General features: G+C 65.1%; 13 protein-coding genes. 6 read left to right on the plus strand and 7 right to left on the minus strand.

Annotated elements, in window-relative coordinates; genetic code table 11:
* Positions 1-106: 106 nt before the first annotated feature.
* The 4 genes from OG709_RS23280 to OG709_RS23295 all read right to left on the minus strand — a co-directional run bounded on the left by OG709_RS23280 (position 107) and on the right by OG709_RS23295 (position 5,835).
* A complete protein-coding gene (locus tag OG709_RS23280; protein WP_250299807.1) occupies positions 107-1,411 on the minus strand; it encodes an ABC transporter substrate-binding protein in 1,305 nt (434 codons plus the stop codon).
* Positions 1,412-1,572: 161 nt separating this feature from the next.
* A complete protein-coding gene (locus OG709_RS23285) occupies positions 1,573-2,697 on the minus strand; it encodes a substrate-binding domain-containing protein (protein ID WP_329167632.1) in 1,125 nt (374 codons plus the stop codon).
* 159 nt (positions 2,698-2,856) lie between these two features.
* Positions 2,857-4,878 carry a hypothetical protein gene (locus tag OG709_RS23290; protein ID WP_329167633.1) on the minus strand — a complete coding sequence of 674 codons (2,022 nt, stop codon included), beginning with the start codon at positions 4,876-4,878 and terminating at the stop codon, positions 2,857-2,859.
* Between the two features lie 114 nt (positions 4,879-4,992).
* Positions 4,993-5,835 (minus strand): heparin lyase I family protein, encoded by an 843-nt coding sequence (locus tag OG709_RS23295; RefSeq protein WP_250299811.1) that lies wholly within the window; start codon positions 5,833-5,835, stop codon positions 4,993-4,995.
* Between the two features lie 475 nt (positions 5,836-6,310).
* Between OG709_RS23295 and OG709_RS23300 the strand changes: the two genes are divergently transcribed.
* The 5 genes from OG709_RS23300 to OG709_RS23320 all read left to right on the plus strand — a co-directional run bounded on the left by OG709_RS23300 (position 6,311) and on the right by OG709_RS23320 (position 11,070).
* Positions 6,311-6,541, plus strand: coding sequence for a DUF3311 domain-containing protein (locus OG709_RS23300; RefSeq protein ID WP_266641087.1), 231 nt, complete (start codon positions 6,311-6,313; stop codon positions 6,539-6,541).
* A complete protein-coding gene (locus OG709_RS23305) occupies positions 6,538-8,088 on the plus strand; it encodes a sodium:solute symporter family protein (protein ID WP_329167634.1) in 1,551 nt (516 codons plus the stop codon). The genes OG709_RS23300 and OG709_RS23305 overlap by 4 nt, the downstream gene beginning before the upstream one ends.
* Positions 8,089-8,205: 117 nt before the next feature.
* Positions 8,206-8,934, plus strand: coding sequence for a tyrosine-protein phosphatase (locus OG709_RS23310; RefSeq protein WP_266641083.1), 729 nt, complete (start codon positions 8,206-8,208; stop codon positions 8,932-8,934).
* 442 nt (positions 8,935-9,376) lie between these two features.
* Complete coding sequence (locus OG709_RS23315) at positions 9,377-10,033, plus strand: hypothetical protein (RefSeq protein WP_329167635.1); 657 nt, start codon at positions 9,377-9,379, stop codon at positions 10,031-10,033.
* Complete coding sequence (locus OG709_RS23320) at positions 10,024-11,070, plus strand: hypothetical protein (protein ID WP_329167636.1); 1,047 nt, start codon at positions 10,024-10,026, stop codon at positions 11,068-11,070. The genes OG709_RS23315 and OG709_RS23320 overlap by 10 nt, the downstream gene beginning before the upstream one ends.
* A gap of 310 nt (positions 11,071-11,380) precedes the next feature.
* On the opposite strand, the gene OG709_RS23325 is transcribed toward OG709_RS23320, so the two are convergent.
* Both OG709_RS23325 and OG709_RS23330 read right to left on the minus strand, forming a co-directional pair.
* The gene (locus tag OG709_RS23325; RefSeq protein WP_329167637.1) at positions 11,381-11,920 is read right to left on the minus strand and encodes a hypothetical protein; all 540 of its coding nucleotides are present in this window, start codon (positions 11,918-11,920) and stop codon (positions 11,381-11,383) included.
* A 37-nt stretch (positions 11,921-11,957) separates the two neighbouring features.
* Positions 11,958-13,457: an alpha/beta hydrolase gene (locus OG709_RS23330; RefSeq protein WP_329167638.1), complete on the minus strand. Its 1,500-nt coding sequence runs from the start codon at positions 13,455-13,457 to the stop codon at positions 11,958-11,960.
* A gap of 185 nt (positions 13,458-13,642) precedes the next feature.
* Here OG709_RS23330 and OG709_RS23335 point away from each other — a divergent pair, with 185 nt between their 5' ends.
* Positions 13,643-13,951 (plus strand): hypothetical protein, encoded by a 309-nt coding sequence (locus OG709_RS23335; RefSeq protein WP_329167639.1) that lies wholly within the window; start codon positions 13,643-13,645, stop codon positions 13,949-13,951.
* Between the two features lie 215 nt (positions 13,952-14,166).
* Here OG709_RS23335 and OG709_RS23340 read toward each other — a convergent pair whose 3' ends face one another.
* On the minus strand, positions 14,167-14,358 hold the full coding sequence (locus tag OG709_RS23340) for a hypothetical protein (RefSeq protein ID WP_250299817.1): 192 nt from the start codon (positions 14,356-14,358) through the stop codon (positions 14,167-14,169).
* Between the last annotated feature and the right edge of the window lie 8 nt (positions 14,359-14,366).

Consider the following 14,366-nt stretch of genomic DNA (forward strand, 5'->3'; position numbering starts at 1 on the left):
TGGAGATCGGGAGAGATCGGGAGAGATCGGGAGAGTGCGGGGGTGAGCGGCCGGATGTCCGTCCCGCCCGGCGGTCCGGGCATCCGGCCCAGCAGGGGTTCGCGTCCTACGGGGCGAGCCGCATACCGCGGTGCTTGATGTCCTTGACGGTGGCCCGCTGTGCGCCGGCGAGGACGTCGGGAAGCGTCACCTTGCCCTCGGCGACCTTCGGGAGCCCGTCGACGAGGGAGGTGTTCGTGGTCCCCATGACCGGGCCCCACGTCCAGCCGGGCACGACCGCCGCGTAGGACTTGCTGCCCACGGCGTACACGTCCTGGCCGCCGAAGTAGTCCGTGGGGAACGCCGCCTTGGCGACGGGCACCAGCCGGGGATCGGCCGGGAACATGCTGCTCGTGCCGGAGGAGACCCATGCCTTCATACCCGCCGGGTCGGTGGTGATCCACTTGATGAACTCCGCAGCGGCGCCGCTGTTCCTGGCACCCTTCGGGATGACGAACGACGAGCCGCCGTACATGGCGGAGGCCGGCTTGCCGTCCCAGGTCGGGACCGGCGCCACCGCCCACTTGCCCGCCTGGTCGGCGACGGTCGCCTGCTGGGAACCCGCGCACCAGCTCGCACAGACGTAGGCGACGGTCCGGTTCTGCTGGACGCTCGACCAGAACGGGTCGAGCGTACTCAGCGACTGGACGAGGCCCTGCCGGGCGAGGCCGCCCCAGTAGTCGGCCACCTTCCGGGCGGGAGCGTCGTCGAGCGATACCTTCCAGGCGTCCTGCTGCGTGGAGAACCACTTCGAACCGGCCTGCCAGGACAGCGCGCTCAGCAGTCCCGGGTTGTCGGTGAACAGGACTCCGCCACGCGCCTTCGGGTCGGCCTTCTTCACCCGTACGGTCATGTCCCGGTAGGCGTCCCACGTGGTGGGGACATCGATCCGGTGCTTCTTGAAGAAGTCCTTGCGGTAGTACAGCATCAGCGGCGCGGCGTCACGGGGCACACCCCAGGTCCGGCCCCCCAACTGGACCAGTCTGCTCACCGACTTGGGGAAGTGGTCGTTCACCAGGGGGCCGAGGGTCTTGTCCAGGCTCTCCAGCTCGCCCTGCGTGGCGAACTCCGGCAGCTGCGGGTACTCGACCACCGCGACGTCCGGGACGGTACCGGCCTTCACGGCGTTCGTGAGCTTGGAGTAGTACTCCTGGCCCGAGGGCACCGACTCGAAGTTCACCTTGATGCCGGGGTGGGTCCGGTTGAAGGCCTCGGCCACCTTGTCGGAGCCCTTGACGAAGGACCAGAAGGTGACCTCTCCGGTCTTCTTCTCCGCCGCGGATCCCGCGTGGTCCGAGCCCCCACAACCTGTGACGAGCAGGCCGAGTGCCGCGACGGAACAGACGACAGCTGTCAGACGTCTACGAAGCATTGATGTGCCACCGATCGTTCGCTTGGGTGTCACCTCAATCATTCGTTACATACGACAGCCAGTCAATGGATTCGCTTTCGTTTGTTTAAAGTGAAGCTATGTGACATCACTTGGTCGGGTGTTGACCCGCCGTTGTGTTGACCCGCCGTTGTGTCGGTCCGTCAGGCGTCGGTCCGGCGGTCGGCGCCACAGGACGCCCGTACCCGCAGTTCCGGGCGGAGCAGGATCTCGGCCAGCGGCATGGCGGGGTCGGACATCCGGCGTACCACCAGATCGAGGGCCCACGACCCCACCGCCTGCTTGGGGGGAGCCACCGCGGTGAGGGGGACCTCGCTCAGCTCGGCGACCTCGTCGTCATACGTGACCAGGGCCAGATCCTCCGGCACCCGCATGCCCCGGGTGCGCAGGATGCCGACGAGGGCGATGGCGTCGATGTCGTTGTGCACCAGTGCGGCCCGGACCTCACCGGCTTCCACGGCCCGGACCACCTCCTCGAAGCGCGCGTCGACCGGAGCCGCGTCACCGCTGGTGGTGATGCGGTACTCGGGCCCCGGCGTCAGCCCCATGACCTTCACGGCATCGGCGTAACCAGCGCTGAGAAGTGCCGTGTTGGGGCTCTCGGCCCTGGCGACCAGGGCCACCTTGTCGTGCCCGAGCCCGGCGAGGTGGCGCACCGCCAGGGCCGCGCCGTAGGCGTGGTCGGAGGCCACCTGCTCCAGCCGGCCGGCCCGGAGTCCCGCCCGGCGCTCCACCAGGACCGTCGGTACATCGAGGCCGCTCAGCCAGTCCTCGGCCTCGCCCAGCAGGCTCAGGCCCGGGTGCAGCATCAACAGCAGGCTGTCGATGCCACCGGCCGTGAGCTGGCGTACCTGCTCCTGGTTCTCCGCCAGCGACTCCCCGGAAACGGCCAGCACGACCCGTACGCCGAGCGCACGGGCCGCGTTCTGGACGCCGCGGATCACCTCCGCGTAGTAGTAGCCGCCCGGCGGGACCACCAGCCCGACGGCGTACCGCTCTGTCGCGGGCGGCGGGACGGGGACCGGAGCCTCGGCCGCGGGTGCGCCTGCGGACGCGGGGGCGGCGGCCCTGGTGTCGACCGGGGTCAGGGCCCTCGCACCGCCGTGCACCCGGGTCAGCAGCCCCCGGCCCGCCAGCTCCCGTACGTCCTGCCGCAAGGTGACGGCGGAGACGCCCATCTCCGCCGCCAGCTCCTTGACCGTGACCGTGCCCGAACCCTGGCGCTCCACCGCACGCAGGATCGCCTGCCGCCGCTCGTCAGCCAACACCTTCAGTCCCCTCTCGGTAACGAGTGAGTCGCCCTCCTTCACTCGACAACCAAAAGATATCAATCAAAGGTAAACATCGGCTTCGAACGACAGTTTTCATGAACGGCGTTCAGGGCCGCCGTTCACGGCGACTGTTCAGGCGGCTGTTCAGGCGGCTGTTCAGTACGACGGCCTGTCGTCGACCTCGACGAGATTGTTGCCGCGGAGCGTGTAGAGCATGCCCCGGTCCACGTTGACGTGCGGGCCGCTGTACCAGACGCCGTTGATGCCGGCGACGACCGTGCTGACGGCGAACGTCTTCGGGTGGAAACGGAAGAGCGTGGTGTCCGAGACGCCGTAGACCACACCGCGGTTGACGACCATGGCGCCGAATCCCTTGCAGACACTGCTCACATCAGCGGTGTGCACCACCTTGCGGGTCCGTACGTCGATGACGAACGACGCGCCCTTCGTGGTGAGTCCGTAGAGGTTCCGGCCCTGCACCGCCAGCGCCGCCACCCCCGCGGTCTGCTGCGTATCGACGCGCCACTTCTCCCGTCCGGTGACCGGATCGACAGCGACGACGGTGGCGCGCGGCCCCTCCTTGGCGTCGTTGTCGCCGCCCAGGTAGGCGACGCCCTGCCGGTTGACCACTGCCCGCACCATCTGGACGTCGTCGATGGGGTTGACGTAGGAGGCCGACTTCCCGGTCCTCGGGGAGTACGTCCACAGGGCGCCGCCGCCCTCGGTGTCGGACTGCACGCCGACGAGGAACAGCTCGTTCTCCGGGTCCCACGAGGTGTCCAACGGCCGGTTCTGCTCACTGGGGAAGTGCGCGGCCTGCTGCGGCTGCTGCCGCTTGGCGGGGTCGTACCGATAGATGCCCAGCGCGTCGTACTGACCTGTGTACAGGCGTCCCTCGATCACCTCGGCGTCCTTGGCCTCGCCGGGTGCCTGCAGGTTGACCACCTCGCCGGTCCGCAGATTGCGCCGGGAGATGGAGCTGTTGCCGCCGACGTAGACGTACCCGCGGCCGGCGGCGATCCCCATGCCTGCCTGCGGACTGGCGGGCGCGCCCGCCTCCTTCAGGTCGGTGACCACCGACGTACGGGCCGCCAGGTCGATCTCGGCGACGAAACCGTAGCCCGAGACGACCGCCAGCTTCCCGTCGGTGTGGTCCACGCCCCAGATCTCACCGAGGTCCGGTCCGTCGAACTCGACGGGGGAAACCGTCCTGTCTGCCTTCGAGTAGGCCTGCACCCCCGCCTCGGAGGCGAAGTAGATCCGGTCCTCGTCGGCGGTGAACGCCTTGATGGTCTGCGCCTGGGTGGGTACCACGGTGTACGAGGAGAGGTCGTTCAGGTCCATCAGCGCGAGCTTCGAGGGATCGACTCCACCTGAGGTGCCGACGACCAAGTGCTTGTCCATGACGGCGAGTTCCCGCAGGCTGGGGTCCTTCTCCATCTCCTTGGGCACGATCGAGGTGAAGGTGCGCTTCTGCCGGTCGAAGGCGAACAGCGATGCCCTGCTGGCGCCGCCCCCGCCGGAGAGGATGCTGCCCGCCCCGAAGAAGACGGTGGTGTCCGTGGCGGCGACCGCCCTGGCCAGGGTGGCCTTCGGGTCGGGGGCACCCAGGTCGGTGACGGTGCCGGTGGCCGGGTCGTACTCCCACAGGACGGGCGCCCTGTCAGGGACGCCGCCCACGGCGTAGACCGTGCCGTCGGGGGCGACCGCCAGATCGCGGATGTCCCGGTCCCCGGTCCTGCCGATGGGCACGGCAGGCTTTTCCGGCGTCTTCAGGTCCCACCGGAAGAGATTCGGCTTGCCTTCGTCGGCCTTCAGCAGGACGCCGATATAGAGGTACTGGCCGGTGGGGTCCGCCGCGAGCGCCTGGATGGACGGCTTGGGCCCTGCCCCGACTTCGGTGTACGACACCACCTTCCGGCTCGGCAGATGGAACCCGATCACCCTGGCGGGTTCCACGTTGCGGGCCCCTATATAGACGGTGTCACCGACCAGCAGTCCACTCATCAGGGAGAACTGGACCAGACCGGGCCCGAGATCGGTCACCACGGTCGTGGGCGCCCGACCGGACGCGGCCTGCGCCCGGTCGGCGAAGAGGGATCCGGCGGCCGTCGCGAGCCCGAGCGCACCACCGGCCTGCAGCATTCGGCGCCTGCTCACGGTCGAATAGTCGGTCATCTGTACTCCTAGTGGTAGGGACTCTGCGGATTCGGTCCGCGGACTCGGTCTGCGGTTTCGGCCCGCGGTTTCGGTCTGCGGTTTCGGTCCGCTTATTCGGTGTGCGGATGCGCGTCAGGACAGATCGAAAATGCGGATGTCGTCGTGCTGAACGATCCGCGTGGGTACGTCACCGTCCCCGAGCGTTTCCGAGGGACGGTAGAGACCCCACTTGATATAGCCGTGTTCGGCCGGATTCTCCGGCTGGTAGGTGCGCACGTTCTCGTACGAGGCGGCCGACGTGTAGTCGGACTGCCCCGGAAGCTGCACGGAGACCTTGAAGTACCCCGTCTCGTCAGTGGTCCAGCGCGCGTCCACGCGGAACTTCATCCACTTGTTGACGTAGGGGCGGAAGTCCGGCACCACCGTCGTCTGCCGGTTCAGGTGCGGGGACCGGAACGCCATCGCATTGCGCTTCGCCATCAGGTAGAACGCCGGGACGTTGCCGCCCGCGTACTTCCCCTGGAAGACGATGTCGCCCGTCTCGCTGTCGCCCGACTTGTACGGCTGCCAGTCCTTCAGCAGCACGCTGAACTCGTAGCGCTGCACGTCACCCACGACGAACTGCCCGTTGGTCAGCAGGTCCGTCGCGGTCTCGCTGCGCGGTGCGCCGTTGGACTCGTATCCCGGATCGCCGAGCGTCACCTTGTGCTGGACCGCGTACGCACTCCCGTTTCCCGGCCGCACGACGCCGGAAGCGTCCGGTGCTGTGGCGTGCGTGGTGGTCAGGCCTTTCACTCCCGAGTCCAGGGTGCCGCTCTCGTAATCCACGTGCAGGACTTCCTTGGCGCTCTGTGCGGCCACCGACCTGACGGGCGAGGTCCTTTCCGCATCGGCTCCATGGGCTTGGGACAGCAGGAACGGAACCAGCAGGGCTCCTGCTCCGAGCGCGGTCGATACCTTGCGAAGCTTGGTCATTTCGCCCCTCGACATCGTGGGATTTGCAGGTGAAGCCGGGCTGGGAGGCCCCGATGGCCCCCGCCTCGTGCGGTGCTCGGTCGGCGGACGCTCGGCGCGGCTGCATGACGGAGTTGTCACGCCCAACGGTGATGCGACATCACTCGAAGCCGTATCGCGGCGTTCGTGCTTCGTTCATGCTGACATGATTACGAACGAAAGCGAAAGGCTGGTGACAAGACTCGTTGAATCCAAGGGTGGATGGGCCTGTAGCCCCCTCGATGTCGAGCTCCGGGCGGCTTGTGGCCCTCGAAGTGACGTCGTCCTCGGTGCGCCGCAACCTTCGTTCGATGGATTGCGATGCCGAACGAAGGCCGTAGGGCGACGCTCCAGGGGCCCGAGCCTCGCCCTACGGACCCGTACGGGGCATTTCGCACCCGGTTCCTGGACATGACCGAAGGAGGGATCACCTCCAATTCCGTTCCAGGAGTTCGCAGTGAAACGTCTTGGTCTGCTCGGCGCAGTTCCCTTTGTCGGCATGTTGGGCGGTGTCTTCGTCGCCAACCGCACCACGCCGTACGTCCTGGGCATGCCGTTCCTGCTGTTCTGGGTGTCGCTGTGGGTGGTGCTGACCTCCGTGACGCTCGCCGTGATCTACCGGTTGGACCCGCGCAACAAGGAGGTTCAGCGTGACGGAGGTTCAGCGGTGAAGGAGGTCGAGCAGTGATCGCGCTCGCCGTCATCCTCGCCTTCGTGCTGGTCGCACTCTGTGTGGGCATCCGTTCCCGGCGGGGCAGGAGCATGGATCTGGAGCAGTGGTCGGTCGGCGGCCGGGGCTTCGGATCGGTCTTCGTCTTCCTGCTCATGGCAGGGGAGATCTATACGACCTTCACCTTTCTCGGCGCCTCCGGATGGGCCTACGGCAAGGGCGGGCCCGCCTTCTACATCCTGTGCTACGGGTCGCTGGCCTACGTCATCTCGTACTGGCTGCTCCCGGTGATCTGGTCCTATGCGAAGCAGCACCAACTGCTGTCGCAGCCGGACTTCTTCGCGGCCAAGTACCGCAGCCCGGCCCTCGGGGTGGTCGTCGCGCTGGTCGGTGTGATCGCGATGGTCCCGTACCTCGTACTCCAGCTCCAGGGGCTCGGCGTCATCGTGTCGGTCGCCTCCTACGGGCACATCGGCCAGCACGCGGCCGTGGTCATCGGCGCACTCGTGCTCGCCGTGTACGTGACCGTCTCCGGAATCCACGGTTCGGCGTGGACCAGCGTCCTCAAGGACGGGCTCATCCTCGCCGTCGTCGTGGTCCTCGGCATCTACCTGCCGGTGCACTACTTCGGCAGCGTCGGTGCGATGTTCCACGCGGTGGACGCCGCCGAGCCCGGGTTGCTCACCCTGCACTCCACCGGGATGAGCCCCACGTGGTTCGTCTCCACGGTGGTGCTGTCGGCGCTCGGGTTCTACATGTGGCCGCACAGCTTCGCCGCCTCCTACAGCGCGCGGAACGAGCAGGTCTTCCGCCGGAACGCGATCTTCCTGCCGCTGTACCAACTGGTCCTGTTGTTCGTCCTGTTCGTAGGATTCGCCGCCGTCCTGGTGGTGCCGGGCCTCAAGAACGGCGACCTGTCGCTGCTGACGATCAGCCTGAAGGCGTTCCCGCCCTGGTTCGTCGGTGTCATCGGCGGGGCCGGTGTGCTCACCGCGCTGGTGCCCGGATCCCTGCTGCTGATGACGTCGGCGACCTCCCTCGCCAAGAACGTCTACCGGGTCGCCCGGCCCGCCAGTTCGGACGCCCAGGTACGGCGGCTGGCCAAGGTACTGGTTCCGGTGCTGGCGCTGGTCGCGCTGTTCTTCGCGTTCAACGGCGGAAGCACCATCGTCTCCCTGCTGCTGATGGGCTACGGCCTGGTCACCCAGCTGTTCCCGGCCCTGATCCTCAGCCTCGGACACCGGCGTCGGGCCACCGTCCCCGGGGCGGTGGCCGGAATGGCCGTCGGCGTCGCCGTGGTCGTGGCGTTCACCCTCGCGGGGACGGGCCTCGGCGATGTCGCCCCCTGGTTGCCCCGGCCCGTACAGGACCTCAACACCGGCCTCGTGGCCCTGGTGGCCAACTGCGCGGTCCTCACCGTCGTTTCGCTGCTCACCGGCCGCGCGGCGGACGGCAGCTCTGCGACGGACCCTGCGGCCAACGCTTCGGCGGACCCGTCGGCGGACCCGTCGTCGGACCCCTCGGCGGACGCGGACCGACTGGCGGGCGACCCGGCAACCGGCTGACGGCAGTGCTCACCTCGCGGTGCGCCGGCAGCCCGTACGTCAGGGCGGCGGCGCACCGCCGGGGAAGCGTGGAGTCCGTTGGCTGCGGGGGCCGTTGGCGGTCATAGGGTGTCGACCGTGAGCAGACACATAGACTTCGAACGCCTGCACAACTTCCGGGACATGGGCGGCTACCGCACCGCCGACGGTCGCACGGTGCGCTGGGGCCGCCTCTACCGCTCCGATTCGCTGGCCAAGCTCCAGGGGGCAGATCGGGACCGGTTCCTGGAGCTCGGTGTGCGTACGGTGATCGACCTGCGCTACCCGTGGGAGATCGAGGCGAAAGGCCGGGCGCCCGAGGACGCGGGGCTCGACTGGTTCAACTTCAGCATCGAACACCGGCCGTACGATCAGGCCGAGATCGATCCCGATGTGGACCCCTGGCGCTACCTCGCCGACCGTTTCGCAGAGGTCGCCCTCGACGGTGCGGTGGAGATCCGGCAGGCCCTGGAGATCATCGCGTCACAGGACGCCCCGCAGGTCTTCCACTGCGCCTCGGGCAAGGACCGTACCGGCCTGATCGCCGCGCTCGTTCTCTCGCTCGTCGGAGTGTCCGAGGACGACATCGCCGCAGACTTCGCCCTGACCGAACTCGCCACGGACCGGCTGATCGCCGACTGGCACGCGTCCAACCCGACCCGCACGCTGAGGTGGCCCGGCTACGGCAGGGCCCCCGAGACGGTCATCCGGCTGTTCCTGGCGGACCTGACGGCCGAGTACGGGGGCGTGCACGCGTACGCGACGAAGCACCTGGGCGTCGACGAGGAGCTGATCGCGGGGCTGCGGGAGCGGTTGCTGACCGACTGAACCTTCGCTGTGCTGCGTCGTCCCGTGCGTGCGCCAGCGCAGGTGATCCACCTTGTGTGCCTTCATCGCCCGGAGCAGTGCGAGGGCTACGGAACAGAGCGCGGGTGAGTTGGCGAACCGGGTCTTCCGGTACGGGGATGAGCCGGTTCGCAATAGTGGTTACAGAATTCCAGCCTTGGCTTCGCCGCCGCCTGTGATGCCTGGCGTCGCGACGTGTTGTGGTGTGCTGGCCTGTACGCGTCGTCAGGCGTGTGGGAGGAGTTGGGGGCGCAGTCCGCTGGATGAGCCCAGGGGCGAGGGCTTGTATCCGGGTCGAGACGATATCGGGAGTCGAAATGCGAGCTTCCTGTCTGCTCGGGTGGAAGTTGACGCTGGCGAACTCTGCACGCCACGGATAGCGTCAGTACGACTGAGATACCTGTCATCCCACCGGGAGTTGTTAGTGAACCGCCGTTCTTTGCCCGTAGTTGCCACGCTCGCCGCTGCGACAGCCTTGTTGTTGTCGGCCTGTGGCGGCAGTGATGACAATCCGAAGGACATGGGCAAGATCGCGGGTGCCGACAGCGGGAACGAGAAGCCGTCGAGTTCGCCGAGCGCGAGCCCCTCTGACACGGCAGGCCGTCCAAACATCACGCTTGCCAAGGATATGAAGAACGTCTTCGAGGGCGGAACGACCGGGGACCCGGTGAAGGATGCTGTCCTCAGGGACAACGAGCAGCGGATCAGTTCGCTCGACGATGCGATCAATGCCCGCTCGTTGGACCGTCCGGCATTCAACTTTTACAACGCAGGGGACGCAGCTCTTTCGGCGGCGAAGTGGGTGAAGGGGTTCTTCGATTCCGGTATCACGTGGACGGGTGAAGTTCGCTACTACGACCGCAAGGTCACTTCGCTGAAGATGAACGTGGCAACGTTGACTTACTGCTCGGACGAGTCGAAGTCGTACAACAAGGACCTCAAGACCGGTAAGAAGTCAGGCGAAGTGAGTGACCCTACCGACTCCCTGGTCTTCTACAATACGCGCCTGAAGAAGAACAACGACGGTACCTGGCAGACCACTGAAGTCTTCTCTCAGCGGGGATCAAAGCAGTGCCAGTGACACGCAAGTGGGCAAGGCGCTGGATTGTTGGCGCGCTGAGCCTCGCGCTATCACTGACAGTCCAACCGGCCTTCGCCGGCGGTAGCCGAGGGGCAGGTGGTGCGACGGAGAGCGATCCCACGGAACCGAGCGGACCGAAAGACACCCTTTACGCCACCGCAATCCACTTCGACGAGTCGAACAACGGCAGCAACAAGTCTGCTACACCAATGACTTCGGTCAGCAACTGGACGCCGCCCGCCTGCTGGTACGAACCCAAGTGGTCACCTGCAGAGTTCAAGGATGAGTTCCAGCGGCGTTGGGACATCCCTCATGCCAGTGGTGTGGGGGAAGCGCATTCCCTGGATCAGGACCACTACATCAAGGGCAAACCCTATAAGGACTTCAATAAGTCCGAGACCGGCAAGGGTATGTGGTGGGATGCGGTCCGGGACAAGAAGCGCGAAGAGGCGGGAGACCCGGCAGCGTTCGAATGCGACACCGCTACTTTCTGGGTGAAGAACGGCGTGACCCCTAAGGTCAAGAATGCTGTGACTCCCGAGATCCTGTCCCAGCTTGCCTACAACAAGATCAAGGTTCCCGACACCAAGGTCACGCTTGCCCCGGCCGATGCGACCAAGGTGAACCTTCCCACCTGGGCTTGGTTGGACAAGGTGGAGTTTAAGTCGGTCTCTGTCACCGCTGCCCTGAATGCGGGCGGACTCAACATCCAGGCCACCACAACGGCCACGCCTGTGTCCCTCCGGTTGGAACCTGGAACTGATGAAGCGACCACGTTTCCGGCTTCTGGTGAGTGTCCGATCAACCATGGACGTATCGGTGAGCCATACGCGAATGGAAAGGCCGATGTGACTCCGCCTTGCGGCGTGGAGTATTTGCGGTCCTCCGGAGACGGAACTTACAAGCTCAGAGCCACCGTCACGTGGGAGATTCACTGGATTGGCACCGGGGTATCCAAAGAACAGTCTCTGCCTGATGGGGAGTTCGGTGCAACCCAGGACGTGACTGTCCAGGAGATCCAGGCCATCAACCGCTAGGCCTGCAACGCGTTAAGAAGGCGATGCCTGGGACGAGCGTTGCCGTGTACAGCTGGTCGCGTGGACCGGTGCAGCAACCTCCCGGGAGAAGCCCGAAGTTGTTGCACGGGTCCACTGCGCGGTCGACAAGGACGACGGACGCTACTGAATCGTTTGGAACATTCGGGAAACTCTGCAAGAACTTCTGGCCCGGCGTTGACGAGCCATCACTGACCCGGCCAAGCAAAGGGCGTCCTTAAGAGGATCACGAAACTCTAGTAGAGATATGTTGAGAACCGAGGTACCAGACATGATCCCGTTCAACTTTATGTCAGTCTTGATTGACCGTCTTGCCGTGCGGGGTGCGGAAGCAGGCAGACACTAGCTCGACATTGATGAGGGAGACCTTGCTTGCGCTCGGGGCGTCGCCTGTATCGTTTCGCTGATCGAAGAGGGTGATATCCACTGAAAACTTCCCCTTCGTGGAGTTGGCGATGAGTTCCAGACTCTTGGACGGACTACTGTCCGGGCCAAATCTGACGATCTTCCAATTGTGGCGTGGAAGCTCTAGGCTAAGCCGTTCCATGGCCTTTTTCATATCCTCGACGGGTGCTCCGTAGAGGGACCAAGGGTGGCGAATTACGTACAGGTTATCCGGATCCTGATCGCCGCAGAGATCAACTCCGGGGCCAGGTTTCGTCACCTTCCCCTTCAGTCCCATGAGATTTCGAAGCTGCGTCGAAAGCTCCCGCGCCTCGTCTCTTACGCTGGAGACATCTCGGGTTTCTGGGGTGTATCCGAGGCCGTTGGATTTAGGCATATCCGAACATCCCGTCAGAATGGCGAAGATTGCGGCGATCGGCAATGTCATTGCGCCACGGCAACCGCCAAATGTGGCCGCCCATCGTTTAGTCACGCCTCACCTTGCCGTAGTGGCCAGTGACTACAGCGGCCTGATTCCTGAGGCTGATGGAATTGTCATCCCAGTAGCCTCCATGACTATGCGAATCCGTTTGCATGATATTTGCCCCGAATCCCCTGTCCGATGGTACGACGTCCACGTTGACGGTTGCATCGTAAGGGATTCCATGCCACGTACGGACCTCCACACTGCTACCACCCAGGCCCGCAAGCTTGCCGCCCGCAGGTACTTGGTCGTATTGGGTGGAGGCGGCTTCCGACCAGGTGTGCTTGGCGCCGACGTCGAGCTGATTGGCGTTTCCGACTAGCATGCCAGGACTACCGGCAACCACGATGTCGTCGGCGGCGAAGCGTCCGTGTTGCTTGGCGGCGTCGCCGACCAGCGTGCTGCCGTAACTGTGGCCGATGACCGTGGCGTGGCTCGCGTCCGATCCGCCTTGTGCAGTCTGAAGACCGTCGAGAAAGTGATTGAGCACAGGAGCTCCCTTGTCGGCGTAAGACGTTGACATGGCTTGCGGAACGATGCTCTGTGGAGCGTCATAGCCGATCCACGTGATCGTAGAGACGTTCTGTCCAGGGGCCATTGCGCTGGACGTCTTCCAGAGATTCTCCATGCGGGTCATGTCGCCACCCGCTCCCGCGAGCTTCGATGTCGTGCCAGGTACGAACACCGCCGTGTGGTCAGCGGTGTCGGGATTCCCGTTGGCAATGATGACGTGGCCGAGCTGGTGTGTGTCGATACCCAGCAGGTATGCCCGTGGCAGGTCACCGGAGCCTGTTCGACCAAGGCGCGAGTGGATCGCATCCATACCCTTGACCTGCCCTTCGAGCTGCCCCCTCTCCTCCTTCCAGTGCTGCCACGCTGAGCTTTCGACCATCTCGCCAGGTAGCCGTGTGCCGGTGTAGGGGTTGTACCCCTGTTCGTACTTGACAGGCTCCTGCGCGTTCAGCTTCGCAAGCTTCTCTTGAGTCGTCTCGTGAAGCTTGTCGAAGACGACGCGGTTCACCTTGTCGCGGACTTCGGCGGGCAGGCCGTCCAGTGCTCCGATACGAGCGGGGTAGAGGAATTGCAGCTCCGCCTTCATCCCCGGGGTGAGGGCGCCCCACCAGTCCGCGTTCAGCTTGGGGTCTGTGCCGTCCGGGAGATCGCTGGCTTTGGGTGGCCCTTCGGTGACTTCGGCATCATCGAACATGATCATGTCTGGATGGTTTGGATAGTGCGTGAACGGATTGCCACCCTGATCGATGAGCACCGCCAGGTGGTGGCGCCGGCGCAGCATGGGTAGTTGGTCATCGGCCCAACTGGCAATGTGGACGAGCTTCGTCAGGGACTGCGCGTCGATCCCGAGACGATCGAAACGATTCTTGAACCGTGAAGCGCTTCCGTGTAATCGATCCGCATCTGTCTTAAGAGAAGCGATCGTGCCTTGGAGTGCCTCAGGGTTGATTCCGCAGAAGGTGTCCCCGCCGCCACCTGGATCACTCATCGCCTTGCCCCCATCCTCGCGTGACCGTGCAGCTACAGGACGCTACCAGCCCTTGCTCGGCCGGTCACGGCGGCATGAACCAAGGCTGTGTCGTGCTCAGTTGGGGGGGGGGCACCCGGGCGCAATGTGCCGCAATCGGCGGATCCCTGTGGAAGACTCATCACCCTGACTGGAGGGGGAGTCTGATGAGTGGTGATCCGGCCAAGGTCGAAAACCCGCGGCGGCAAGCCCTGGTGAGGTTGAAGAGTGACATCGAGCATGAGATGCGTGATCTCACGGGCTTGTTGAAGAAGGCATCTGCTGACGTCGGAGAGAAGCGATCCTGGGCGGGACGGAACGCGAAGACCTGGCACTCGGATATCGAAGGGCGCCGGAAGGTCATGCTGGCCCAGCTGGGGAACCTGATCCCGGCAGTGCAAGCAGAGATCAACCAGGCTCCTGAAAGAGTAAGTCCCGCCGAGGCGAAGATGATGCGGTTGGACCTGCAGGGATAGTGCCCGCGCGGAGCTTTGGGCGTGAGCAGTGCTCATCGGTGGGCGGGATGGGCTAAGGCGGTGGTCTCCTGCTCGCCGCCGGCGACGGTTGTGTACCCCGCCCGTGATCCGGAGTGATTCGAGCCGCCGTCGCGAAATGCCCGCCTCGCGCAAAGTGAAGCGCTGCAGGTGCCAGTGGTAGTGCCTCAAGGGATGAAATAGCCATTCTCCTGCCCCTACAGCAGGTGATCCGCCTTGCCCGCCTTGATGTCTCGGATCATGGTGCGAAGGGCTTCCGCGCTGTCGGTGATGTAGCGGGATTCGTCGCCGCGGACGGCTATGTAGCCGTTGCCGTCGGCGTCGGTGCCGAGTCGGAAGCAGTTTGCGCCCTCGCCGCAGAAGGGGCTTTCCCAGTTGATCTCGGGCATGTTCTGTC

It is taken from the genome of Streptomyces sp. NBC_01267, assembly GCF_036241575.1.
Classification (GTDB): domain Bacteria; phylum Actinomycetota; class Actinomycetes; order Streptomycetales; family Streptomycetaceae; genus Streptomyces.